Annotated in this window: 24 protein-coding genes; 7 read left to right on the top strand and 17 right to left on the bottom strand. The window is 64.5% G+C overall.

Features of this window, described 5'->3' with window-relative positions; genetic code table 11:
* Nucleotides 1-808 precede the first annotated feature (808 nt).
* From GGR16_RS25835 to GGR16_RS25825, 3 genes are all read right to left on the bottom strand, one after another.
* Nucleotides 809-1,246, bottom strand: a complete 438-nt coding sequence (locus GGR16_RS25835; RefSeq protein ID WP_183319085.1) for an OsmC family protein — start codon at nucleotides 1,244-1,246, stop codon at nucleotides 809-811.
* Nucleotides 1,247-1,519: 273 nt separating this feature from the next.
* Complete coding sequence (locus tag GGR16_RS25830; protein WP_246373340.1) at nucleotides 1,520-2,143, bottom strand: peroxiredoxin; 624 nt, start codon at nucleotides 2,141-2,143, stop codon at nucleotides 1,520-1,522.
* A gap of 175 nt (nucleotides 2,144-2,318) precedes the next feature.
* On the bottom strand, nucleotides 2,319-3,221 hold the full coding sequence (locus GGR16_RS25825) for an MBL fold metallo-hydrolase (RefSeq protein WP_183319081.1): 903 nt from the start codon (nucleotides 3,219-3,221) through the stop codon (nucleotides 2,319-2,321).
* Between the two features lie 3 nt (nucleotides 3,222-3,224).
* Between GGR16_RS25825 and GGR16_RS25820 the strand changes: the two genes are divergently transcribed.
* Nucleotides 3,225-4,238, top strand: a complete 1,014-nt coding sequence (locus GGR16_RS25820; protein WP_246373339.1) for a hydrogen peroxide-inducible genes activator — start codon at nucleotides 3,225-3,227, stop codon at nucleotides 4,236-4,238.
* A gap of 130 nt (nucleotides 4,239-4,368) precedes the next feature.
* Here GGR16_RS25820 and cydX read toward each other — a convergent pair whose 3' ends face one another.
* The 6 genes from cydX to GGR16_RS25790 all read right to left on the bottom strand — a co-directional run bounded on the left by cydX (nucleotide 4,369) and on the right by GGR16_RS25790 (nucleotide 11,398).
* Nucleotides 4,369-4,515 carry a cytochrome bd-I oxidase subunit CydX gene (gene cydX / locus GGR16_RS25815; RefSeq protein WP_183319079.1) on the bottom strand — a complete coding sequence of 49 codons (147 nt, stop codon included), beginning with the start codon at nucleotides 4,513-4,515 and terminating at the stop codon, nucleotides 4,369-4,371.
* A 17-nt stretch (nucleotides 4,516-4,532) separates the two neighbouring features.
* The gene (gene cydB / locus GGR16_RS25810) at nucleotides 4,533-5,690 is read right to left on the bottom strand and encodes a cytochrome d ubiquinol oxidase subunit II (RefSeq protein ID WP_183319077.1); all 1,158 of its coding nucleotides are present in this window, start codon (nucleotides 5,688-5,690) and stop codon (nucleotides 4,533-4,535) included.
* 5 nt (nucleotides 5,691-5,695) lie between these two features.
* Nucleotides 5,696-7,273, bottom strand: a complete 1,578-nt coding sequence (locus GGR16_RS25805; RefSeq protein ID WP_183319075.1) for a cytochrome ubiquinol oxidase subunit I — start codon at nucleotides 7,271-7,273, stop codon at nucleotides 5,696-5,698.
* A gap of 80 nt (nucleotides 7,274-7,353) precedes the next feature.
* Entirely contained in the window at nucleotides 7,354-9,045 is a 1,692-nt protein-coding gene (cydC, locus tag GGR16_RS25800; RefSeq protein WP_183319073.1) for a thiol reductant ABC exporter subunit CydC, read from the bottom strand.
* Nucleotides 9,042-10,799 (bottom strand): thiol reductant ABC exporter subunit CydD, encoded by a 1,758-nt coding sequence (gene cydD / locus GGR16_RS25795; RefSeq protein WP_183319087.1) that lies wholly within the window; start codon nucleotides 10,797-10,799, stop codon nucleotides 9,042-9,044. The genes cydC and cydD overlap by 4 nt, the downstream gene beginning before the upstream one ends.
* A 26-nt stretch (nucleotides 10,800-10,825) precedes the next feature.
* Complete coding sequence (locus GGR16_RS25790) at nucleotides 10,826-11,398, bottom strand: GbsR/MarR family transcriptional regulator (protein WP_183319071.1); 573 nt, start codon at nucleotides 11,396-11,398, stop codon at nucleotides 10,826-10,828.
* Nucleotides 11,399-11,611: 213 nt separating this feature from the next.
* On the opposite strand from GGR16_RS25790, the gene GGR16_RS25785 reads away from it, so the two are divergent.
* The 5 genes from GGR16_RS25785 to GGR16_RS26475 all read left to right on the top strand — a co-directional run bounded on the left by GGR16_RS25785 (nucleotide 11,612) and on the right by GGR16_RS26475 (nucleotide 15,566).
* Nucleotides 11,612-11,851 carry a DUF2798 domain-containing protein gene (locus GGR16_RS25785; RefSeq protein ID WP_183319069.1) on the top strand — a complete coding sequence of 80 codons (240 nt, stop codon included), beginning with the start codon at nucleotides 11,612-11,614 and terminating at the stop codon, nucleotides 11,849-11,851.
* Nucleotides 11,852-11,924: 73 nt separating this feature from the next.
* Nucleotides 11,925-12,704: a glucose 1-dehydrogenase gene (locus tag GGR16_RS25780; protein ID WP_183319068.1), complete on the top strand. Its 780-nt coding sequence runs from the start codon at nucleotides 11,925-11,927 to the stop codon at nucleotides 12,702-12,704.
* Nucleotides 12,705-12,889: 185 nt separating this feature from the next.
* Nucleotides 12,890-14,416, top strand: coding sequence for a succinyl-CoA:acetate CoA-transferase ScpC (gene scpC, locus GGR16_RS25775; protein WP_183319065.1), 1,527 nt, complete (start codon nucleotides 12,890-12,892; stop codon nucleotides 14,414-14,416).
* 170 nt (nucleotides 14,417-14,586) lie between these two features.
* On the top strand, nucleotides 14,587-15,210 hold the full coding sequence (locus GGR16_RS26480; RefSeq protein WP_281380678.1) for an HAD-IC family P-type ATPase: 624 nt from the start codon (nucleotides 14,587-14,589) through the stop codon (nucleotides 15,208-15,210).
* Complete coding sequence (locus GGR16_RS26475) at nucleotides 15,204-15,566, top strand: P-type ATPase actuator domain-containing protein (RefSeq protein WP_342640503.1); 363 nt, start codon at nucleotides 15,204-15,206, stop codon at nucleotides 15,564-15,566. Before GGR16_RS26480 ends, GGR16_RS26475 begins: the two co-directional genes overlap by 7 nt.
* Before the next feature lie 256 nt (nucleotides 15,567-15,822).
* Here the strand turns inward: GGR16_RS26475 and GGR16_RS25765 are convergent, their stop codons facing one another.
* The 8 genes from GGR16_RS25765 to GGR16_RS25730 form a co-directional block, all read right to left on the bottom strand.
* Nucleotides 15,823-17,553, bottom strand: a complete 1,731-nt coding sequence (locus GGR16_RS25765) for a SulP family inorganic anion transporter (RefSeq protein WP_183319063.1) — start codon at nucleotides 17,551-17,553, stop codon at nucleotides 15,823-15,825.
* 22 nt (nucleotides 17,554-17,575) lie between these two features.
* Nucleotides 17,576-18,019 carry a DUF6691 family protein gene (locus GGR16_RS25760; RefSeq protein WP_183319061.1) on the bottom strand — a complete coding sequence of 148 codons (444 nt, stop codon included), beginning with the start codon at nucleotides 18,017-18,019 and terminating at the stop codon, nucleotides 17,576-17,578.
* On the bottom strand, nucleotides 18,019-18,450 hold the full coding sequence (locus GGR16_RS25755; RefSeq protein WP_183319059.1) for a YeeE/YedE family protein: 432 nt from the start codon (nucleotides 18,448-18,450) through the stop codon (nucleotides 18,019-18,021). Before GGR16_RS25755 ends, GGR16_RS25760 begins: the two co-directional genes overlap by 1 nt.
* A gap of 3 nt (nucleotides 18,451-18,453) precedes the next feature.
* On the bottom strand, nucleotides 18,454-18,795 hold the full coding sequence (locus tag GGR16_RS25750) for an ArsR/SmtB family transcription factor (RefSeq protein WP_122003499.1): 342 nt from the start codon (nucleotides 18,793-18,795) through the stop codon (nucleotides 18,454-18,456).
* 4 nt (nucleotides 18,796-18,799) lie between these two features.
* Nucleotides 18,800-19,681: an MBL fold metallo-hydrolase gene (locus GGR16_RS25745; RefSeq protein WP_183319057.1), complete on the bottom strand. Its 882-nt coding sequence runs from the start codon at nucleotides 19,679-19,681 to the stop codon at nucleotides 18,800-18,802.
* A 49-nt stretch (nucleotides 19,682-19,730) separates the two neighbouring features.
* Nucleotides 19,731-20,159 carry a protein tyrosine phosphatase family protein gene (locus GGR16_RS25740; RefSeq protein ID WP_183319055.1) on the bottom strand — a complete coding sequence of 143 codons (429 nt, stop codon included), beginning with the start codon at nucleotides 20,157-20,159 and terminating at the stop codon, nucleotides 19,731-19,733.
* The gene (locus tag GGR16_RS25735; RefSeq protein ID WP_183319053.1) at nucleotides 20,156-20,362 is read right to left on the bottom strand and encodes a YgaP family membrane protein; all 207 of its coding nucleotides are present in this window, start codon (nucleotides 20,360-20,362) and stop codon (nucleotides 20,156-20,158) included. The genes GGR16_RS25740 and GGR16_RS25735 overlap by 4 nt, the downstream gene beginning before the upstream one ends.
* Before the next feature lie 113 nt (nucleotides 20,363-20,475).
* On the bottom strand, nucleotides 20,476-20,862 hold the full coding sequence (locus GGR16_RS25730; RefSeq protein WP_183319051.1) for an ArsR/SmtB family transcription factor: 387 nt from the start codon (nucleotides 20,860-20,862) through the stop codon (nucleotides 20,476-20,478).
* Nucleotides 20,863-21,438: 576 nt separating this feature from the next.
* On the opposite strand from GGR16_RS25730, the gene GGR16_RS25725 reads away from it, so the two are divergent.
* A complete protein-coding gene (locus GGR16_RS25725) occupies nucleotides 21,439-22,638 on the top strand; it encodes an IS256 family transposase (protein WP_183319049.1) in 1,200 nt (399 codons plus the stop codon).
* Nucleotide 22,639 lies beyond the last annotated feature (1 nt).

Genomic DNA, 22,639 nt, shown 5'->3' with positions numbered 1-22,639 from the left:
GCGCAGAGGCGGATATTGTTCCTTTCAGCGCCGTCTGGTCTCCTGCAAATGACAATCCGAGCCTGCAGCGCCTGATCAGCTTTGCACGCGAACTGGCCAAGCAAACCCGCGCAGACCGGTAGTCGAGGCTCTATGACGCGCCGCATTGCCGAGACATTGCCAAATCACAGCTCTTCTTCTGAGAAGATCTACCAAACCCGGCGACCGTCGACACAGCGCAATCATGCCGAGGGGATAGGCGGCATGATGGCGTGGCTGGACGACGGGGTCGCAGTGACTCGACCACCATGCCTCGCTCTATCCCGACAGCATCCGCCATCTGATCTACTACAACGGTTCCTATGGTGGTCCCGGGGGCGGATGGCGACTGTAGGCGGAGTTCGGCGCTCACCTATCACCATCGGGGGCAGGCATAGGCATGGTTATCCGCACGTCGGAGAATACGCGCTTGTGCGCCCCGGTCGCGAGATGCCTTTTAATTTCGGTGCCGACAGCCGACAAATACAAGACTAAGAACTTCGTCGACACGGTCGTCTACCGTGGTGCCGATGCGGTCAGCGGCTGGGTGTTCTCCGGCTACATGCTGCGCCAGCATCGCCGAACCGAGATGAAAATGGCCACGCTTGATTGCCTGAGAGTGGGTCAGCACGGATGCGGCGGGGATGGCGAAGGTGTTCGATCTGAATGGGCCGTCGCTGCTGCTTGCCCCACCCCATGGCGTCTTCGACACGAACGCCGATCGTGCAACTATGGAGCGGTAGGTTGGCGCGGTCGAGAAGAGCCCTGAATTCGCCTTGGTAGAGACCGTTCAACTCACTCCGCTCGCCTCGACCGTGAGCACCTCGATCCCGGCCTCGAGGGCGAGACCGACCGGGCACTTTTGCGCTATTTTGATGAGGGCGTCGCGCTGCTCGTCGGTGAGCGGACCGACGAGCACGATGCGTCGTTCCATGGCGTGCGGCCTGGTATCTGAAGAGACGCCCGTGGCGCGCACGTGCTGGACGGATACCTGGACGTTTTCAAGCGGCCAGTTCTTTCTGCTCGCGTACATGCGGATGGTCATGGCCGTGCAGGCGCCAAGACCGGCCATGACGAACTCGAAGGGATCAGGGCCGGTGTCCTCGCCACCAAGCGCCTGCGGCTCGTCCGCGCCGAGGACATGGTGACCGATGCTGACGAACTGACCGTAGGGGCCGTGACCACTCTCCTCTATATGAACGATATTGCGATCGGTTGTGACAGACATATGCGGCTACACTCGCTCGTTGAACATCTCAATTGAATCGGCGCCGTTCGGCCATTGACGGGGCAAGCAAGCGCTTCAGCCTCCGAGGTTGCTTTTCGTGATGAGCTCGCCCGGTGAGAGACCGATGCTCGCTTCGGCGCGATGCTTCTCGCGCGTCGGCCCATTTCTTCGGCCGCATCCGTCCTTGCGGGCTTCCGCCCCGTCGAGGCCGCTCTTGTCGCCGGAGGCAACAATGTCGGGACGTCCCTTTGGGGAACGTCCCGAAGCTGATTGTCAGGCGACGGACTTCATGGAGAAGTACCAGTCTGTCGTCTCGAGGCCGTCCTTCATGCGGCTCTCGCAGGCCTCGACGGTCTTCGGTGCACCGACCAGAACCTTCTCGCCGGGCTGCCAGGCCTCCGGGGTGGCGACGGAATGGGCATCGCTGGTGCGGAGCGCTTTCACGAGGCGGAGGATCTCCGCGACGCTGCGGCCGTTGGTCATCGGGTAGTAGACCATGGCCCTCAGGATGCCATTGGGATCGATGATGAAGGTCGCGCGCACGGCGGAGGTGTCGGAGGCGCCCGGATGGATCATGCCGTAGGCCCTGGCGACCGTCATCGACAGATCCTCGATGATCGGGAACGGGATATCGACCTCGAACTTCTCCTTGATGTTCCTGACCCAGGCTAGATGCGAGAAGATGCTGTCGATGGAGAGACCGAGCAATTCGCAATCGAGCGCCTTGAACGCGTTGGCAGCCTTGGCGAAGCCGATGAACTCGGTGGTGCACACAGGCGTGAAATCGGCCGGGTGGGAGAACAGCACGAGCCAGCGCCCTTTATAGTCCGCAAGCGAGCGCTCGCCATGCGTCGTGTTGGCCTTGAAGGCTGGCGCCGGTTCGTTGATGCGGGGCATGGCCGCGGAGCCGGTTGGCTCGGTCGATGCGTACGACGAAGTGGCGGCGCTTGGCGCCGGGCTCTCGCTGGCCGTCGGCGTCGGCTGGGGTCTGGTATCGGAGCAGCTCATAGGGTTGTCCTTTTCGTTGTGGTTGAGCGGGGTGCGGGGTGATTCTGCTGCGGATATCCGGCAGTCAGAGAGCGTCGATGGGAACCTTGAGGAAGCGCTTGCCGCTGGCATCGGGCGCAGGCAGTTCGCCGGCCTTCATGTTCACCTGGATCGACGGAATGATGAGCTTGGGCATGGCGAGGGTCGCGTCGCGGGCCGTCCGCATGGCGACGAACTCGTCTTCGCTGATGCCGTCGCGCGCGTGCTTGTTGTGCGCGCGCTCCTCACCGACCGTGGTTTCCCATCGGATTTCCCGCCGGCCGTCGGCACCATAGTCGTGGCACATGAACAGGCGCATCTCAGGAGGAAGGGCGAGCACCTTCTTGATGGAGCGATAGAGTTCGTGTGCATCCCCACCCGGGAAATCGGCGCGAGCCGTTCCGCTGTCGGGCATGAACAGGGTGTCGCCCACGAAGGCGGCATTGCCGACGACATGGGTCATGCATGCGGGCGTGTGGCCGGGCGTGTGCATGGCGAACGCATTCATCGTCCCGATCGTGTAGGTGTCGCCGTCCTGGAACAGCCGGTCGAACTGGCTGCCGTCCCGCTGAAACTCGGTGCCTTCGTTGAAGATCTTGCCGAAGGTGTCCTGGACGATGGTGATGCGGTCGCCGATGCCCAGCTTGCCGCCGAGCTTCGCCTGGATGTAGGGCGCGGCCGAAAGATGGTCGGCGTGGACGTGCGTCTCGATCAGCCACTCGACGGTCAATCCATTCCTGGTGACGAAGTCGATTATCTCATCGGCGGACTCGTAGGCGATCCGGCCGGCGGCGTAGTCGATGTCCATCACCGAATCGACAATGGCGCACGCCTTGGAGGCCGGGTCCTTGACGACGTAGCTGATGGTGTTGGTCGCCTCGTCGAAAAACGGCGTTACGTCTGGACTGACCGAGAGATCGACTGGATAGGAAGCTGGCTTCGGGCCCATCAGATGATCCTCCTTCGAATATTGCTCTGCGCCTCATATACGATATTGCGTAAGTTCGTAGAAATGAATTATTCTGGCTTCAGTTATCGAAGGAAACGATTGCCGGTGAAGCCGCTCCCGAATCTGAGGCAGCTGCGCTATCTCGTCGCCCTGGCGGATCACAGCCATTTCGGACGGGCGGCGGATGCATGCGGGGTGACCCAGTCGACGCTCAGCGTTGGCATCAGGGAACTCGAAGCCGTGCTCGGCGTCACGCTGGCCGAGCGCACGAAGCGGACCGTCTTCATCACACCGGCCGGTCTCCAGATCGCCGAGCGGGCGCGCCATCTTCTCCAGGAGGCCGAGGCGCTCATCGAGATGGGTGCGAGGGCAGCCCTGCCTTTGACCGGTCAGCTCGCCCTCGGGGTGATCCCGACGATCGGGCCGTTTCTTCTTCCGAGGCTCCTGCCCTACATCAGCGGGCGATATCCGGAGCTGAGGCTGGTGCTGCGGGAGGACAAGACGGGGGCTCTGCTCGAGCGGCTGGCGGCGGGCCGGCTCGATCTGCTGCTCATGGCCTTCCCCTATGACGTGGGCGGCTTCGAGACGATGGCCCTGTTCAAGGATCCCTACTGGTTCGCCTGCAGCCCTCAGCATTCGCTCGCCGATGCGCAATGTCTGAGCGAGGATAACCTCAACGGCGAGCCGCTTCTGCTCCTGGAGAAGGATCAGTGCCTTCACAGCCATGCATTGCCGTTCCTGGAGGCGGCTCCCCGACGGATGCAGACGACCTTTTCGGCGACCAGCCTGCACACGCTGGTCGCTATGGTCGCCGAGGGGATGGGAGCGACCCTGCTTCCCGAAAGCGCGCTGTCCGCGGGCATTCTCAAAGGCAGCCCGGTGGTGACGCGGCCGCTGTCGGACCAGGCCAATGCCCGGGAGATCGGCCTGTGCTGGCGCAGGCAATCGATGCGCGGCGAGGAGTTTCGTGCCCTGGGACGGCTCATCCAGACCTGGGCCAAAGGCCAGCAGGGGTGAAGCGAGGCCGCCACGCGGCATGGCATCCGCCCTTGGCATGCGCCGCTGAACCATCGTCGCTGCGGCATGGCAAAGCGACTGCCGCCGCTGGAAGACGCCAAGACGCCACCGAAAGGTGACGTCCCGGGGCTCACCGGTCCGGGCGGGCGTGTCCGGCCGCGGGCAGCGGCTGCGTCGGCTTCTTCGCCGTGTCGTCCATGAGCTCGTACCACATCGCATTGAGGACGGCGAACGCCGCCGCCAGCGGCAGGCCGAGAAGCCAGGCGAAATACCACATTGCAACTATCCTTTCCGTCAATAGGCGTGACCGTTTCCTTCGCGGATGCCCTTCTCGTCCACCTTGCCCCACAGGACGCGATAGACCCACGCGGTATAGGCGACGATGATCGGCACGAAGACGACGGTCACGACCAGCATGATGAAGAGCGTGAGATGGCTCGAGGAGGCATCCCAGACCGTCAGGCTCGACCGGGGGTCGAGGGAGGACGGAAGGATGAACGGGAACATCGACAATCCCACCGTCGAGATGATGCCGAGGATGGAGATCGAGGTGGAGAGCAGTGCCGGGATTTCCCGGCGCGCGCGCATGAAGGCGTAGCCCCCCGCCGCGCCGAGGAAGCCGAGCGCGGGAGCGATCGTCATCCACGCATGCGCGCCATAGTTCTCAAACCAGACGCCTGGCGCCTGCTCGACGGTTTTGCGCAGCGGGTTGGACGCACCGGTCGTGGTGACTTCGCTGGCGATCCGATAGCCGTCGATGCCGAGCCAGAGCCAGACGCCGCCGAGCGCGAACAGGGCGATCGTCACGATGGCGGCGATGCTTCCCCAGCGTCGCGCGCGCTCGGCGACGGGACCCTCGCTTTTCAGGATGAGCCAGGCCGCCCCATGCATGACGAGCATGGCGACCGAGACAAGCCCGGCCAGCAATCCGAACGGATTGAGCAGTTCGAACAGCGTCGTGCCCTCATAATAGATGCGCAGATCGTCGCCGAAACGGAACGGCACGCCCTGCAGCACATTGCCGACTGCCACGCCCATGACGAGCGCCGGCACGAAACCGCCTATGAAGAGGGCCCAGTCCCAGGCCGAGCGCCAGGCCGCGCTGTCGCGCTTGGAACGGTATTTGAAACCGACCGGGCGCAGGATCAGCGCGAAGAGGATGGCGAACATGGCCAGGTAGAAGCCGGAGAAGGACACCGCATAGAGCGGCGGCCAGGCGGCGAAGATGGCGCCGCCGCCGAGGATCAGCCAGACCTGGTTGCCTTCCCAGACCGGCCCGACCGCGTTGATGACGACGCGCCGCTCCACATCACTCCTGGCGACGAAGGGCAGCAGCGTGGCGGTACCAAGGTCGAAGCCGTCCATCACGGCGAAACCGATCAGGAGCACGCCGAGCAGCAGCCACCAGACGACGCGGAGCATTTCGTAGTCGATGAATTGATGCAGGATCATGATGTTCACTCCGCGGCGACAAGGGACGGGGAAACGAGTTCGGCCTCGGCCTCGTCGTCGGGCTCGGGTCCCTTGCGGATCGCCCGGATCATCAGGGCCATCTCGATGACGAACAGGACCGTGTAGATCAGCACGAAGCCGGCGATGGTGACGAGCAGCGTCGCGGCCCCGAGATTCGAGACCGCGGCGGCGGTGGGAAGCACACCTTCGATGATCCAGGGCTGGCGACCGAACTCGGCGACGACCCATCCGAGCTCGGCTGCGATCCACGGCAGCGGGATGGAAAAGACCGCGAGACGCAGCAGCAGGGGATAGCGGTCGAGCCTGCGTCTTGCCGAGAGATAGAAGAACAGGGCCATCAAAGCGATGAAGAAGAAGCCCAGCCCGACCATGATGCGGAACGACCAGAACAGGGACGGCACGTGCGGCACCGTATCCCATGCCGCCTGCGCGATCTGCGCGTCGCTCGCCTGGCGCGGATCGTCGACGTACCGCTTGAGCAGCAAGGCGTAGCCGAGATGCTGGCCGTTGTCCTCGAAGGCCGCGCGAACGTCCGCAGCGACGGCGTTCGGGCCTCCGGCTTCCCGAATCTGCTGGAGCGCGTCGAAGGCGGCGATTCCCCGGCGGATGCGGCTTTCGGCATGGACCACGAGCTCCTCGATGCCCGGGATTTCGGTCGTGAGAGAGCGCGTTCCGATCAGGCCCATGACCCAGGGAATCTTGACTGCGTAATGGGTCTCGCGGGATTGCTGATCGGGCAAGCCGAGGAGCGTGAAGGCGGCGGGAGCCGGTTCGGTTTCCCACATGCCCTCGATGGCCGCGAGCTTCATCTTCTGGTGCTCGGTCGACAGATAACCGCTTTCGTCACCGAGCACGACGACGGACAGGGCAGCCGCAAGGCCGAAGGAGGCAGCAACCGTCATAGAGCGTTTCGCGAGTTCCGCATGACGGCCCTTGAGCGCGTACCAGGCCGAAACGCCGAGCACGAACACCGCGGCGGTGACATAGCCTGCCGAGACCGTATGGACGAACTTCGCCTGCGCCACCGGGTTGAGCAGCACGGCATAGAAGTCGCTAACCTCCATGCGCATTGTTTCGGGATTGAAGACGGAGCCGGCCGGGTTCTGCATCCAGCCGTTGGCGACGAGGATCCACAGCGCCGAAAGGTTGGAGCCGAGCGCCACCGCCCAGGTCGCCACGAGATGACCGACCTTGGAGAGCTTGTCCCAGCCGAAGAAGAACAGGCCGACGAAGGTCGCCTCGAGGAAGAAGGCCATCAGACCCTCGATCGCCAGCGGCGCGCCGAAGATGTCCCCGACATAGTGGCTGTAGTAGCTCCAGTTCATGCCGAACTGGAATTCCATGACGATGCCGGTGGCGACGCCGAGGACGAAGTTGATGCCGAACAACGTGCCCCAGAATTTCGTCATCTGTCGCCAGATCGGCCGGCCGGTCATGACATAGACCGTCTCCATGATGGCCAGCAGCACGGAGAGGCCGAGCGTCAGCGGCACGAACAGGAAGTGGTAGAGCGCGGTTATGGCGAATTGCAGCCGCGAAAGATCAACAATATCGAGTTCCATTGACTTGGTCCGGCTTCGTCCGGCCTCCTTGTCATTACGGCGTCACGCCAGAGGTAGCGCCTGATTGCGGTTGAGCGCCGTCAGTCGGGTCGCAGCGCGGCGAGTGCGGCCACGAAGCCGGGCTCGCCACGCCCGATGACGGCGGTGATGGTTCCCTTGTTCAGGATGACCAGTCGGTCGGCGTTTTCGGCCTCGCGCCGGATATGCGTCGCCACGACGATCGTGCGGCCTGCGGCGCGCGCCATGATGCGCGCCAGCACGTCGCGCGCCGTCGCCCCATCGAGACCTTCCGTCGGCTCGTCGAGCAGCCAGAGCGGCGTGTCACGAAGGAGGAGACGGGCGAGTGCGAGCCGGCGCGCCTGTCCTCCGGAAAGGCCGTACCCTCCTTCCCCGAGGCGCGTGTCCAGACCGTGCGCCATGGCGTCGACATCGCGGCGCAGCCCGGCGGCGTCCAGCGCCTCCCAAAGACGGCGGTCGTCGGCTTGTGGGTCGGCAAGGCGCAGATTGTCGCGTAGGCAATCCTGGAACAGTTCGGTCCGCTGGGTGAAGAGCGTGGCGGAGCGGCATGCGACCTGCCCCGTCTCGGCGCCGATCTCGCCCGCGATGAGGGCAAGCAGCGTCGACTTGCCGGCTCCGCTCGGGCCGATCACGGCGACACGCTCGCCAGCCCGTATTGAAAGCGAGATCGCATGGAGGATCGGGGCTCTCGCGCCGGAATGCCTGACGGTGACATCGGCAAGGCACGCGGCGATACCCGGTGGCGGCGGTGCGATACCGGGTGCCGGCGCCGCCGCCTCCAGACGCGGTGCGATCCGCCGTACCGCAAGCAGCGTGCGGCCGAGTTCGACGGATCCGCGCCGCAGCGCCGCAAAGGGATCGAGCGCGGCCAGGGCTATGAGGAGAGCGAGGGCGGCGACCGGCGCGGCGAACATGCCTTGTCCGGCCAGAAGCCCCATGGCCACGAGGACGGCCGACAGGAGAAGCGCGCCGGCAGCGCCGAAGGCGATGCTGGTCATCGTTTCGATGCGGTTCAGTGCGTCGTCACTGTCCGACAGGTAGCGGTCTACGGCGCCGAGCTCGCCTTGGCGATCGGCGAGCTGCCCGGCCATGATCCATTCGGTCTGGCCGGCGATGAGGTCGATGACCCGCGAGCGCAGGATCTCCAGGGCATAGGCCCTGCGCCGGGCCGGCCGCCTCGCAGCCACCGCCGCTGCGATCGGGATGCCCGTCCCGACGACAACCAGAAAGATGGCGGTCACCGCGCCGAGCACGGGATGCACCAGCGCCAGGGCGACACCACTCGTCAGCGCCACGGCGAGCGCGGCGGCGATCGGGACGGCGACCCGCAGATAGAGCGAGTCGAGCGAGTCGATGTCGAGCGTGAGGCGGAAGAGAAGACGGGCGGGACGCTTGGCGAGTTCGCCCGCCACCCCTGCTCTTGCCCATCCCCGGAACAGGCGCTCGCGCAGTTCGGCGAGAACGCCGAGCGTGGCGTCATGCGTGGTCAACCGCTCGCCGTAGCGGGCGGCCGTGCGCGCCAGCGCCAGGAAGCGGATGCCCGCGGACGGCGCAAACACGTCGAAGGCGAGCGCGGTCGCAACGGACAGACCCGCGATGGCTGTCGCGGTGATGAACCAGCCGGAAAGGCCGAGGAGCGCCACGCCGGAAAGCGCCGTCGCCGCCGAAAGCAACAGTCCGGAGAGCAGCATGGGGCGGTTGCCGGTGAGGAACAGCCGCGCGACCGGAAGTAACTGGCGTGCACGAGCGATCATGCGGCGTCCTCCAGCGGCGAAGGCGCCAGGCGCACGATCCGGTCCATGCGCGCCGCGAGCACCGGATCATGGGTGGCCACGATCAGCGTGCGGCCACGGGCAAGCGCAATCAACGCATCGGCGATCGCCGCTGCGGTCCTGGTGTCGAGATGGGCGGTGGGCTCGTCGACGAGGACCAGCCCAGTCTGCGGGGCCACGGCCACGCGCGCGAGCGCCAGGCGGGAAGCCTCGCCGCCCGAAAGCCCGACCCCGTTCTCGCCGACCGGAACGGCCCCTCTCCTGGCCGCAACCTCTTCGAGACCGACGCTTTGCAGCGCGCTCTGGATGGCTGCCCTGCCGACGTCGGACCGACCGAGGGAGACATTGCCGGCGAGCGTGCCGGCGAAGACATGCGGTGTCTGGCCGATCCAGGCAATGCGGCGGCGCAATAGCGAGGCATTGCGGTCCGTCAGCGTCTCTCCAGCGATGACGATGCGCCCGCTTTCGGGAAGGGAGAGACCGGCAAGCAGCGCAAGCAGTGTCGATTTTCCCGTTCCGCTGGGCCCGAGCAGTGCGACATGTTCTCCCGCCGCGACCGTGAGCCCGAAACCATCGAAGACCGGCGCGCGCTGTCCGGCATGACGGAAACGGAGGTTCTCGACGCGCACCGAAAGCGGCGCCAGCGAGGATGGCTTGTCCGCCGACGCCCCGTCAGCGGCGCCGGGAAGCCGTTCGCCTTTCTGGGCGAGGCGCTGCAGGGCTTCGAGCGCGGCCTCGCCGGCAGCGCGGTCATGCCAGACGGCGGAGAGGTCGCGCAAGGGCTCGAAGAAGGCGGGCGCCAGCAGCAGGATGAACAGGCCTTCGCTCAGCGAAAGCTTGCTGCCCCATGCGCCGAAGGGAAGCTGGCCGAGAAGATGGAAACCGACATAGACGGCGACCATGGCGACGCCGAGCGCGGCGAAGAGCTCGAGCACGGCCGAAGACAGAAAGGCGATGCGCAGCACCGCCATGGTGCGGGTGCGCAGGCTCTCGGCGTCGGTTCTCAGCCGATTGGCCGTCAGATCGACGGCATCGAGCGAACGGATCGTCGCCAGGCCGCGCAGCCTGTCGAGCAGAAAGGCATTCATGCCGCCCAATTCGACAAGCTGCGCCTCGGAGGCTGCTTTGGCGCGCCATCCGATGAGCGCCATGAAGATCGGGATCAGCGGCGCGGCGATGAGGAGGACGAGAGCGGCCACCCATGACCAGACGAAGACGCAGCCAAGGATCGCAAGGGGAACGATGCTCGCCCGCAGGCGCGCCGGCTGGAAACGCGCAAGATAGGGAACGATCGCCTCGGCCTGCTCGCCGAGCGTGCTTGCGGCCAGCCCGGATCCCGGGCGCCCGGCATCGAGCGGCGAGCGCGCGGCCAGCGTCGCGAGCGCGTCGCGACGATGATGGGACAGGAGCGCCCGCGCCTGGCGATAGGCGACCCGGCCGCCGAGCGCGTCGACCACGGCCCTGACGATGCCGAGCGCCAGAACGCCTCCCGCATTGATGAGCACGGCGTCGATGTCGCCACCGGCGGCAATGTCGCCGACCGACAGGCTGATGAGCGCGGCCTGCGGTATCCAGAGCAGCGAGGCGGCGACCTGAAGCGCCGGTCCCAAAAGCGTCCGCGCAGACCGTTTCGGTCTGTCGTCCGAGAGACCCTCATCAGCAAGAGACGTCGATCCGGTGCGGGCACTGGCGGAGGGGCAGGACGCCGCCGGCGGCGTTCCCGAACCCGATCGCATGTTGATGGTGCCCGCCCCGATCACGATCACGTCTCCCCGGAGCGCGGCTTCTTGCGGCCGATGGAGACGATCTTGTCCTTGGTCTCCAGAAGCTTCGTCACTTTGGAACCGAGGCTCAGAAGCGTTGCGAGGCGGTCGGTTTCTAGCCGCTTGACATCGTCGTACCAATTGGTCAGACGCTCGATCAGGCCGTGCATCTCGGCCATGCGCTGCTGCGCGAAGCGCTCATTCTCGTTGCCCGGCTGCTGCATGAGGATTTCGCGCAGGACCGAGAGCGTCGGGTCGATCTCGCGCTTTTTCCGCTCCTCGGCGAGGGTGCGAAGAATCTGCCAGACGTCGTCCGGCGTGGTGAAGAAGTCGCGTCGATCGTCGGGCAGGTGCTTGAGCACGACGAGGTCCCACCCCTGCAACTCGCGCAGGCTCATCGACACGTTGGAGCGCGAAATGCCGAGCGCCTCGACGATCTGGTCGGCACAGAGCGGTTCGGGCGAGACATAGAGAAGCGCATAGATCTGGCCGACGGTGCGGTTGATGCCCCAGCGGCTGCCCATTTCGCCGAAATGCAGCACGAAGGCCTGGACGAGTGGCGGAAGGTTCATACTCGCGTATCCTGAAGTTTCAAAAATTTCTGAAACTCCTATACGCGCGATGACGTACCTACGCAAGTGCGAAGATACACTTGTTCGTCGTGAACCGCGGACAGTGCGCCTGATCGACGCCCTCAATGACGGTGATGCGAATTATTCGTTTCTACGCATTTGCGCAGTATCGTATATTTTGAGGCAAAGTCCGTCTGCATCATGGTTGTTGGAATGGCGTTCCTGCCGAGGAAATACGAAAATCTGGCCTTCGCGCTGCTGCTCTCCGGGATACAGACCTTCATCATCTCGGGGATATCCACGGCGCTCGCGGTCGGCTGGTCGGCCGAGCTCGTCTCCTTCTGGGTGCGGGCCTATTTCTCGTCCTGGGTGATCGCCTTCCCGAGCGTGCTGGTGGTCGCGCCGCTCGTGCGCAGGATTCTGAAGAAGATCATGCTGGAGCCCGTACGATAGCGATTGACCGGGATCAAAGTGGTTTGCCAAGCAACAGCGAATATTCAAAAGGCATCGTGGAAAGGAAATTGTCATGGGACGTGTTGAAGGAAAGGTCGCCATCGTCACGGGTGCGGCTCAGGGTATCGGCAGGGCGACGGTCGAGTTGCTGGCGCGCGAGGGGGCGAAGGTGTCGATCACCGACATCAAGGATGCGGAAGGAGAGCAGGTGGCCAAGGGCATCCGCGATGCCGGCGGCGACGCCTTGTTTGTTCACCATGACGTGACGGATGAAAGCGCGTGGGAAGCGGCGGTGGAGGCGACGATCAATCGCTTTGGTCGCGTCGACATCGTCGTCAACAATGCCGGCATCGCCAAATCCTGCCCGCCCGACGAGCAGACCTATGAAGACTGGCGCAAGCTGATGAGCATCAACCTCGACGGTGTCTATCTGGGGACGAAGCACGCGATACTCGCGATGAAGCGGAATGATCCCCGCCCAGGCGGCTCGATCATCAATCTCTCCTCGATCCTCGGGCTCGTCGGCGATCCGCTGCTCGGCGTCTATAATGCCTCGAAGGGCGGTGTCCGGCTCTACACCAAGTCTGTGGCTCTCTACTGCGCCAAGGAGAAGCTCAATATCCGCGTGAACTCGGTCCACCCGGGCTACATTTGGACGCCGCTGGTGGACACTTTGGTAAGTGAGGATGGGGAGGCGGACGAGGGACGCAAGGCGCTCGACGCGCTGCACCCGATCGGCCACGTAGGCGAGCCGAACGACATCGCCTATGGAATCCTCTACCTCGCATCCGACGAGTCGAAGTTCGTGACGGGCTCGGAACTTGTGATTGACGGCGGCTATACGGCCCAGTGAGAAAGACAGGCCCGGATGCGCGCTGCCACTGGGATGGAGGATACGCGCAGGAATGATGACGCCAGGCAATCGAAGCATTGCCGGTAGCGCGAAGCGGGTCAGCCAGTGCGGCTGGCCCGCGAGAACGACAAGCAGCTGTTGCCTGGGGCGGCCAGGACCGACGGCGACAAGCGGGGGAAACACGCATGCATCAGGATCGGGTACGCCGTTCCGACCTTCGGGATCTGGTGGTCAGCGCGGAGGAAGCCGCGCGCCTGATCAAGGACGGCATGACGGTCGGCATGAGCGGCTTCACCCGCGCCGGCGAGGCCAAGGCGGTGCCGATGGCGCTCGCCGAGCGCGCGCGAACCGAGCCGCTGAAGATCACCCTGATCACCGGTGCGTCACTCGGCAACGACCTCGACAAGACGCTGGCGGAGGCTCATGTTCTCGCCCGCCGCCTGCCGTTCCAGTCGGACCCTGCATTGCGCAAGGCGATCAACAACGGCGAGGTGATGTTTATCGACCAGCACCTGTCGGAGACCGTCGAGCTGCTGCGCAGCCGCCAGATGGGCCCGGTCGACATCGCGGTGATCGAAGCTGTGGCCATTACCGAAGAGGGCGGCATCGTGCCGACGACGTCGGTCGGCAACTCGGCGAGCTTCGCCATTCTCGCCGAGAAGGTCATCGTCGAGATCAACCTCTCCCAGCCCGCCGCGCTCGAAGGTCTCCACGACATCTACATCCCCACGCACAGGCCTGCCCGCGAGCCGATTCCGATCGTCGCGCCGCAAAGCCGGATCGGACTGCCCTTCATTCCCGTCGACCCGGGAAAGATCGCGGCCATCGTCATCACGACGAAGCTCGACAGTTCCTCGAGCGTGCTGCCGCCCGACGCTGAGACGCGCGCGATCGCCGGGCACCTGACGGAGTTCTTCCTGCACGAGGTGAAGAAGGGCCGGCTCACAGAGCGCCTGCAACCGTTGCAGGCCGGCATCGGCACCATTGCGAATGCGGTGCTGCACGGGCTGATCGACACGCCCTTCCACAATCTCACCATGTATTCCGAGGTGCTGCAGGATTCGACCTTCGATCTGTTCGATGCCGGCAAGCTCGATTTCGCCTCCGGCTCGTCCATCACGCTCTCGGCGGCGAAATACCAGGTCGTGCTGCCGGAATTGCCCCGGTACAAGCAGCGGCTGATCCTGCGGCCGCAGGAAATCAGCAATCATCCGGAAGTCGTGCGCCGGCTCGGCATTATCGGCATCAACACCGCGCTGGAGTTCGACATCTACGGCAACATCAATTCGACCCATGTCGGCGGCACGCATATGATGAACGGCATTGGCGGCTCCGGCGATTTCGCGCGCAACGCCTACCTGTCGGTGTTCGTCACCAAGTCGACGGCCAAGGATGGTTTCGTGTCGAGCGTGGTGCCGATGGTGAGTCATGTCGATCACACCGAACATGATGTCGACCTGGTGGTAACCGAGATCGGTCTTGCAGATCTGCGGGGGCTGGCGCCACGCGAACGCGCCCGTTTGATCATTGCGAACTGCGCACATCCGGCCTATCGCGACGCACTCTCCGACTATTATCGACGCGCGCTTGCCCGCGGCGGCCACACTCCGCATGTCATCGAGGAAGCGCTCTCCTGGCACGCGAAACTGCGCGAGTGCGGCAGCATGCAATCCGAACCGGCCTCCGTCAGCGCGCAAAGCCTGGCCGGGTGAACGGACCGGATCATCGGCCGGCGTGGCTCTGGCGATCGTCGGATATCGAGACCGCCGCCTGCGTGCCAGGGTGAGTTCGAAGGTTGCGGGCCGCAGATCGCGTCTGACGAGGGGCAGGCTGCGCGCGCTTGCCGCCGAACACGCGAAGGAGAAACTGCATTTCGATGGATATGGCGCAGCGATCGCATGCCCTGCCGGCGGAGGAGGTGGTCTCCGCGCTCGGCTCGTACCCTTCCGGCCTGTCGGCGCAGGAGGCTGCGCAGCGCCTTCGGAAGCATGGGCCGAATGCCCTCCCGCCGCCGACCGGGCGCCATCCCGTCTTTCGTTTCCTGGCCCAGTTCAACAGCGCGCTGATCTATTTCTTGCTCGCGGGCGCGGGCGCGGCCTGGGCCCTCGGACACTTCGTCGATGCCGGCGTCATCGTCGCCGTGGTGCTGATCAACGCCATCGTGGGCTTCGTTCAGGAGGGCAAGGCCGAGGACGCGCTTGCCGCGATCCGCAAGATGATCTCGCCGCGGGCGCATGTCCTGCGGGCCGGGCGGCGCCAGAGTGTGCCCGCCGCCGAGCTCGTGCCGGGCGACGTCGTGCTGCTGGAGGCCGGCGACCGCGTGCCGGCGGACCTGCGGCTTCTGCGCGCACGGGGTCTGCTCCTTGAAGAGGCGGCCCTGACCGGCGAATCCGTCGCCAGCGCCAAGGCCGAAGGGCCCGCGCCGGCCGACGCGGAGCTGGGCGACCGCACCTCCATGGCTTATTCGGAGCGATGGTGGCGGCCGGACAGGGCACCGGGGTGGTGATCGCCACCGGCGCCGCCACACAGATCGGCAAGATCAGCACCCTGGTCGGCAGCGTCGAGGAGCTGGCCACGCCGCTGCTGCGGCAGATCAACCGTTTCGGCCGCCGCTTCACCTTCATCGCCATCGCGGCGGCGCTGCTTTTGTTCCGGTTCGCGGTCGAGGTGCGCGGCTTCGTCTGGCAAGAGGCGCTGATTGCGGTCGTCGCCCTCGCCGTCGGCGTGGTGCCGGAGGGGTTGCCCGCCGTCATCACGATCACGCTCGCCATCGGCGTGCGGCGGATGCCCGTTGTGCTGGAAGACCGACAAGAGCAAATGCCCCGCCGGCCAAAAGGAAATCTCGTCTTTTCATTGTCGTAGTCCTCCCCCGTTGGATAAGTGGTCTATTGGCCGCTATGGGTCGGCGGCGCACTGGCGACGCGCCATGCGGCTGCCATCCCGCCTGAGAGGCGGGCAATCTCGGTTCCGTGCGCAGACCATCACGCGGCACGGGCCGCGCCAGGGTGCTATAACGTCAACCAGCACCGGCACGTGACTGCGCTGGGCATGTCCGTCGAATGCATCGCCGTCGCAGCGCGCGGCCGGGTTCGGGATAAAGCCGCGGAGCGAGTGAGGGTCACGGATTTGCGCTACGGATCGCACTTATGGCCTCGAACTGGCTGAGGAAGACCCTGCCGGTCAGGTGGTCAAGGAAGTCGGCCCGCTTCAGCCGGTCCATTACCGGGCCTTTCACTTCGGTCAGATGGAAGGTGACATCGGCGTCCCTGAGTCGGTGGTTGATCTCCTCCAGGCTTTCCAGCGCGCTGGCGTCGATGGCGTTGACGGCGGAACACATCAGCACGACGTGGCGGACGTCCGGCCTTTGCGCAACGAGTTCGGCAATACGATCCTCGAGATAGCGGCTGTTGGCGAAATAAAGGCTTTCGTCGACGCGGATCGACAGTATCTGCGGATCGGTCAGAACCTGGTGTCGCTCGACGTTGCGAAAGTGCTCGGTGCCCGGCACCTGGCCGATGATCGCCATATGCGGTTTGCTGGTGCGGTAGAGGTGGAGAAACAGCGAGAGTGCCACGCCGGCGACGACACCCGGCTCCACCCCCCAGAGCAGCGTGACGATGATCGTCGCGGCCATGGCGGAGAAGTCGGCCTTCGAATAGTGGAAGACATGGCGGATCGCCTTGAAGTCGACGAGCGACAGCACCGCGACGATGATGGTTGCGGCCAGCGTCGCCTGCGGCAGGCTGGTGAGCAGCGGGGTGAGGAAGAGTGTGGCGAAGGCGATGCCGACAGCCGTGAAGACGCCGGCCGCAGGGGTCTCGGCGCCGGCATCGAAATTGACGACGGAGCGGGCGAAGCCGCCGGTCACCGGATAGCCGGATGAGAGGCCGGCGGCGATGTTGGCCGCGCCGAGCCCGATCAGTTCCTGGTCCGGGACGATCCTCTGCCGGCGCTTCGAGGCGAGCGTCTGGGCAACGGAGACGGATTCGACGAAGCCGATGATGCTGATCAGAAAGGCCGGCGCGGCAAGCGTCATGATCAGCTCGAAAGAAACCTGGGGGAAGCCGAGTGCCGGCAGGCCCTGCGGGATCGAACCGACAAGCGGCACGCCCTTCGCGGCGAGGTCGAGGGCGACGGCGAGAAGGATGGTGACGGCTACGGCAAGGATCGGCGCCGTCTTGGTCGCAAGGTCGGCTGCGCGCTTCGCGACGCCGATGCCGATCAGCAGAGGTTTGAGGCGGGTGCGCGCGAAGTAGAGAAAGGCCAGTGCGCCGACGCCGACGGCGACGGTGTAGGGATTGATCTCAGCGGCCAGCCCGGCAAGCGCGATGATCATCTCGAGGAGCGTGTCGCCGCCGGCCGCAACACCAAGGATGTGTTTCAGCTGACTGGCAGCGATCAGGATGCCGGAGGCGGTGATGAAGCCGGAAATCACCGGATGGCTGAGGAAGTTGGCGAGGAAGCCGAGCCGCAACAGCCCCATCAGCACGAGCATGACGCCCGACAACAGCGCCAGCACGATCGCCGCCGTAAGGTAGTCGGCCGTCCCCTGTACGGCGATCTGGCCAACGGCAGAGGCCGTCATCAGGGAAACGACTGCTACCGGGCCGACTGCGAGCGTGCGGCTGGTGCCGAACAGCGCATAGGCCACGAGCGGCAGGATCGAGGCATAGAGGCCGACTTCGGGCGGCAGGCCGGCGAGCATTGCATAAGCCAACGACTGCGGGATCAACATGATCGTCACGATGATCGCGGCAACAACATCACTGGTGAGTGTCGCGCGGTCGTAGGCCCGTGCCCAGTCGAGGATCGGGAGGTAGCGCTGGAGCCTGATGGCTGGAAGACGCATTGTTCCTGTTGCTTTCCCCTGCTCAGGCGATGCGCGATTGCATCCGCGTGGTAACCGAACGACGGATGAAGCGTGCCAGCACGATGCCCGCGAGCATCGAGCCGACGAAAATCACGGCGCTCATCTCTCCAAGACCGAGAGCCGGAACGGCACCGCCCGGACAGAAGCCGGTGATGCCCCAGCCGATGCCGAACACGGCCGAGCCGGCAACAAGCGGAAGATCGAGCTTGCGTGCCGTCGGCAGATGGAACGTCTTGTCGAAGAGCGGCGCCGGGCGCTTGAGGATGAAACTGTAGCCCATGGCGGTGACCACGAGCGCGCCGCCCATCACGAAGGCCAGCGACGGGTCCCAGGTTCCGGCGAAGTCGAAGAAGTTGAGCACCTTGGCGGGATTGATCATGCCGGAAATGGCGATGCCGGCGCCGAGAATGAGCCCGGCAATCAGGGCGGAAAGGATTCGGGCCATCAGAAGCCTCCGAGAAGGTGACGGACAACGAAGACGGTGAGCGCCGTCGAAGCCATGAAGATCAGGGTGGCGGCGATCGAGCGCGGCGAGAGGCGTGCAAGCCCGCAGACGCCATGGCCCGACGTGCAGCCTCCGGCAAAATGGACGCCGATGCCGACGATGAGACCGCCGATGATGAGCCAGGGCGTAGGAACCGGGCTTTCGAACGGCACGGCCGAAGCCCCGGCTACGATGATGATCAAGGCGGGAGCCACGATCGCCCCTGCGATGAAAGCAGCGCGCCATGCCCAGTCGTTCGACAAGGGCGGAAGGAGCCCGGAGAGAATGCCGGTCATGCCGGCGATGCGGCCGTGAAAGGCCATAAGGAGGATGGCGGCAAGGCCGATCATAGCGCCCCCGAGAAGGGAGGCGAGTGGTGTGAACTCGGTCATCGATCAGTCTCGTGGTTGTGGGTTGGTCGTGCCGGTTTGGCAGAACAACCGATGCATGGTGTGGATGAAGGCCGCGACGCGGGCGTCGGCGAGCCGATAGAAGACATGCTTGCCCTCCTTGCGGCCGGCGATCAGTCCTGCCTCGCGAAGACCGGCGAGCTGCTGCGAGAGGCCCGGCTGGCGGATGCCAAGCAGATCCTCGAGCTCGCGCACGGAGCGCTCGCCCTCCACGAGAGCGCAACAGACCAGCAGGCGGTCCGGATTGGACAGCTTCTTCAGGAAGGCCGATGCCTCATCGACATTGGCCTTCAGATCGGCGGCTTCGCAGGAGAGCTTTTCGATCACCGGTTCAGTCCCAGGATGCGCCTGTCAACAGATCGAGCGGGATCTTGAGATAGCGCCGGCCGTTCGCTTCCGGTTCGGGCAGACGGCCACCCCTGGTGTTGATCTGCAGCGAATGCAGGATCAGCTTCGGCATGGGCAGAGTTCTGTCGCGGGCCTCGCGCGCGGCGACGAACTCCTCTTCCGTCTTGTACTTGGCCATGTGGATGTTCTTCGCCTTCTGCTCGGCGACCGTCGACTCCCACAGCGGTTCCCGGCCGCCGGGCTGATAGTCATGACCGGTGAAGATGCGGGTCTCGTCGGGAAGCGCCAGAATGTCCTGGATCGACTTCCACAGCACCTTGGCGCTGCCGCCGGGAAAGTCGGCGCGCGCCGTTCCGCTGTCGGGCATGAACAACGTGTCATGGACGAAGGCGGCATCGCCGATGACATAGGTGATCGAGGCGAGCGTATGGCCGGGCGAGAACATCACCTTGGCATCGATATTGCCGACCCGGAAGGTGTCTCCGTCGGCAAAGAGCCGGTCCCACTGGGAGCCGTCGGCCGGGAAATCCGGCCAGTTGTAGAAGTCCTTCCACAGCTTCTGGACCTCGATGACCTTCTCGCCGATGGCGGTCTGTGCGCCTGTCTTCTGTTTCAGGTAGGCGGCAGCCGAGAAATGATCGGCATGCGGATGGGTGTCGAGGATCCACTCAACCTCGTAACCGTTGTCCCGCACGAATTCGAGGATGCGGTCGGCATTCGTCGAGGCCGTCTGGCCTGACTTCTCGTCGAAGTCATAGACGGTATCGACGATCGCGCATTTCTTCGTCTCGGGATCGGCGACGACATATTGGATCGACCACGTGCGACGGTCGAAAAAGCCGGTCACTTCCGGTTTCTGGGCCATAAAGAGCTACCTTTCTGAAGGTTCGTCTGCTGAAAATGGATTTGCGGTGCTAGTGGCCATGGGCTCCCAGCCAGGCAACGGCTCCTGACAGATCGAAGCCGCGTTCCCGCCCGAAGGGGATGACGTCGTCTTTCGCCATGCGGCCGTCGAGAACCTCGCCGATGGACCAGAGTGTCAAGGAACGGGTGCCGGACCGGCAGAAGGCGAGAACTTGGCCGCCGCTATCGGCGAGCGCACGCTGAAACGCCCGCACGGCATCTTCGCTGATCTCGGCGGCGCGCACGGGAATATGCGTACTGGAGAGTCCGGCCTGCGCGGCGGCCTCGGCAATTTCGCTGGCACGCGGCTGGCCGAAATCCTCGCCATCCGGCCGATTGTTGATCAGGGCCCGAAAGCCCGACCCGGCAGCTGCGCTGACATCGCTGGTGCTGAGCTGTTCGCAGATCGACAGCCGGTCGTTGATGCGGACAGGCTTCATTGCCGCCCCCCTTTGAGAGGGCACGTGTTGAAGCCGAAGAGCGGATAGAGCGGGCAAGTCGAGAACAGGCCCGTCAGCAGCGGAACGAGCCCGATCAGCCCCCACCAGCGTGCGTTGCCGTCAAGCAGAAAGATGAGCGACAGCAGCGCCAGACCGACGATGATCCTGAGGATGCGATCGATGCCTCCGACATTTTTGGTCATGGTTCATTCCTCTCGTTTGAAGGTCGCGCACCGATTGTTGCGCAACAACGATTGCAAAAAACTGCAACTATTAGCGTGCAGAAGTTCAACAACGGCTCGGCCTCCATTCCCGATCAGTCCTGCGTGACTTTCCTGCGCCCGGAAGCGCGATTTCCCGCAGAAGGGCCGTCGGCGAGCGTGGCCGTTCCCTTTGCTGCCCGCGGCTCGCAAAAGGACTTGTAGAGCACACTCAGGACGCTGCGGGCCGGCTCGCTCTCGATCCGATACCAGATGGTCTGGCCGTCCCGTCGGCCTGCAATCAGTCGATCACGGCGGAGCAAAGCCAGGTGCTGAGACACGGTCGAGTCACGAATGCCGAGGAACTCCGCGAGTTGCCCGACTGATTTTTCGCTCTCGATGAGTTGGCACAGGATCAGGAGGCGGTGCCGGTTAGCGAGCGCCTTCAGCAATTCGCTGGCATCGTCAGCGGCGGTCTGCATGGATTCGAGATCGATTTTCATTGCTGCGAACCTACGATAATTTGAAGGTATCGGTCAACAGGAAAATCGGCATGCGCGGTGAAGTACACGACCGGCTTTGCCCGGGAGAGCTATCCCATCGTGAATGCCCGACCGTACCGTTGGCTGCCGGCATTGCGCGACGGTAACAAGATTACAGCCGGACTCCACGGACTGGAAGTGCGATGAGGCATGCAGCCTGCGGTTCTTCTACGACTGATCCTATCGATGCCAAGGCACACCGTTGTAGTGATCAGTTCCTATGTTCATGGCCTCCGCTTGGCCGCCGATTACCGCACAAGTTGACAAAGAATCTCCTTAGATATCTGGGTTCTAGGCGGTTGAGCGAGGGGACAGGCTCTCGCGTGTCCTACCACGTGGAATCGCCGTACCGTAGAATCGCTGATCATATGTTGAAGGCCCGTCTTTCCATTGACGGAAGATCCGCAAAACTACGAGGTTGCGCGCGCGTAGTAGGTGACGTCCCTAGACGTGGTGTAGCTGAGTAGCACGGTGGTCATCGGCGCTTTCCGGTAGGGTCTGGTTGTCGAAGCCAAGTCCTCACTGGAAGGAACACCGATGACCGACGACATGATGAACCTGCGTGCGCTCGTGGAGAAGAGCGCGGATGCCGATCTGCTGCGCGAGATGATCGGCTTTGCCGCCGAGAAGCTGATGGAGATGGAGGTGGGCGCCGCAACCGGTGCCGCCTGGGGCGAGAAGTCGCCACTGCGAACCGCCCAGCGCAACGGCTATCGCGACCGGGACTGGGAGACGCGGGCCGGCACCGTCGAGCTGCGCATCCCGAAGCTGAGGAAGGGATCCTACTTCCCAGGCTTCCTGGAGCCGCGCCGCATGGCCGAGAAGGCGCTGACGGCGGTGATCCAGGAAGCCTATGTCCAGGGCATCTCGACGCGCTCGGTCGACGACCTGGTCAAGGCCATGGGCATGAGCGGCATCTCGAAGAGCCAGGTCAGCCGGCTGTGCGAGGAGATCGACGGCAAGGTGAAGGCCTTCCTCGAACGGCCGATCGAAGGCGACTGGCCGTATCTGTGGATCGACGCGACCTACCTCAAGGTGCGCCGTGGCGGCCGCATCGTCTCGGTCGCGGTGATCATCGCGGTCGGCGTCAACAGCGACGGCCGGCGCGAGGTGCTGGGCATGGAGGTCGGCACGTCAGAGGCCGAGCCGATCTGGACCGAGTTCCTGCGCAAGCTCACCCGCCGCGGCCTGCGCGGCGTGAAGCTGGTCGTGTCCGACGCCCATGAAGGCCTCAAGGCCGCCGTCACCAAGGTTCTCTCGGCGACCTGGCAGCGCTGCCGCGTCCACTTCATGAGGAACGTGCTGGCCCATGCCGGCAAGAGCGGTCGTCGCGTCGTCTCCGCCTTCATCGCCACCGCCTTCGCGCAGGAGACACCGGAGGCCGCCAGCGCCCAGTGGCGGGCCGTCGCCGACCAGATCCGGCCGAAGGTGCCAAAGCTCGCTGCCATCCTTGATGACGCCGAGCCCGACGTGCTCGCCTACATGACCTTCCCGAAGGAGCACCGGGCGAAGCTGCATTCGACGAACCCCATCGAGCGTCTCAACGGCGAGATCAAGCGGCGCACCGACGTGGTCGGCATCTTCCCCAACGACGACGCCATCGTTCGCCTCGTCGGCGCCATCATGCTCGAACAGAACGACGAGTGGGCCGTCCAGCGCGCCCGCTACATGACACTGGAAAGCGTCGGCCAGTTGAGCGATGATCCCCTCATCAGCCTGCCAGCCGTGGCGCGCTGAT

Origin of the sequence: Chelatococcus caeni, from assembly GCF_014196925.1 — a bacterium.
Lineage (GTDB): Bacteria > Pseudomonadota > Alphaproteobacteria > Rhizobiales > Beijerinckiaceae > Chelatococcus_A > Chelatococcus_A caeni.
This window is presented reverse-complemented; position numbering and strand designations above follow the sequence as displayed.

Coding starts and splice junctions, on each gene's coding strand:
- GGR16_RS25835 (WP_183319085.1), bottom strand. CDS start 1,246: ATGTCTGTCACAACCGATCGCAATATCGTTCATATAGAGGAGAGTGGT.
- GGR16_RS25830 (WP_246373340.1), bottom strand. CDS start 2,143: ATGCCCCGCATCAACGAACCGGCGCCAGCCTTCAAGGCCAACACGACG.
- GGR16_RS25825 (WP_183319081.1), bottom strand. CDS start 3,221: ATGGGCCCGAAGCCAGCTTCCTATCCAGTCGATCTCTCGGTCAGTCCA.
- GGR16_RS25820 (WP_246373339.1), top strand. CDS start 3,225: ATGATCCTCCTTCGAATATTGCTCTGCGCCTCATATACGATATTGCGT.
- cydX (WP_183319079.1), bottom strand. CDS start 4,515: ATGTGGTATTTCGCCTGGCTTCTCGGCCTGCCGCTGGCGGCGGCGTTC.
- cydB (WP_183319077.1), bottom strand. CDS start 5,690: ATGATCCTGCATCAATTCATCGACTACGAAATGCTCCGCGTCGTCTGG.
- GGR16_RS25805 (WP_183319075.1), bottom strand. CDS start 7,273: ATGGAACTCGATATTGTTGATCTTTCGCGGCTGCAATTCGCCATAACC.
- cydC (WP_183319073.1), bottom strand. CDS start 9,045: ATGATCGCTCGTGCACGCCAGTTACTTCCGGTCGCGCGGCTGTTCCTC.
- cydD (WP_183319087.1), bottom strand. CDS start 10,799: ATGCGATCGGGTTCGGGAACGCCGCCGGCGGCGTCCTGCCCCTCCGCC.
- GGR16_RS25790 (WP_183319071.1), bottom strand. CDS start 11,398: ATGAACCTTCCGCCACTCGTCCAGGCCTTCGTGCTGCATTTCGGCGAA.
- GGR16_RS25785 (WP_183319069.1), top strand. CDS start 11,612: ATGGCGTTCCTGCCGAGGAAATACGAAAATCTGGCCTTCGCGCTGCTG.
- GGR16_RS25780 (WP_183319068.1), top strand. CDS start 11,925: ATGGGACGTGTTGAAGGAAAGGTCGCCATCGTCACGGGTGCGGCTCAG.
- scpC (WP_183319065.1), top strand. CDS start 12,890: ATGCATCAGGATCGGGTACGCCGTTCCGACCTTCGGGATCTGGTGGTC.
- GGR16_RS26480 (WP_281380678.1), top strand. CDS start 14,587: ATGGCGCAGCGATCGCATGCCCTGCCGGCGGAGGAGGTGGTCTCCGCG.
- GGR16_RS25765 (WP_183319063.1), bottom strand. CDS start 17,553: ATGCGTCTTCCAGCCATCAGGCTCCAGCGCTACCTCCCGATCCTCGAC.
- GGR16_RS25760 (WP_183319061.1), bottom strand. CDS start 18,019: ATGGCCCGAATCCTTTCCGCCCTGATTGCCGGGCTCATTCTCGGCGCC.
- GGR16_RS25755 (WP_183319059.1), bottom strand. CDS start 18,450: ATGACCGAGTTCACACCACTCGCCTCCCTTCTCGGGGGCGCTATGATC.
- GGR16_RS25745 (WP_183319057.1), bottom strand. CDS start 19,681: ATGGCCCAGAAACCGGAAGTGACCGGCTTTTTCGACCGTCGCACGTGG.
- GGR16_RS25740 (WP_183319055.1), bottom strand. CDS start 20,159: ATGAAGCCTGTCCGCATCAACGACCGGCTGTCGATCTGCGAACAGCTC.
- GGR16_RS25735 (WP_183319053.1), bottom strand. CDS start 20,362: ATGACCAAAAATGTCGGAGGCATCGATCGCATCCTCAGGATCATCGTC.
- GGR16_RS25730 (WP_183319051.1), bottom strand. CDS start 20,862: ATGAAAATCGATCTCGAATCCATGCAGACCGCCGCTGACGATGCCAGC.
- GGR16_RS25725 (WP_183319049.1), top strand. CDS start 21,439: ATGACCGACGACATGATGAACCTGCGTGCGCTCGTGGAGAAGAGCGCG.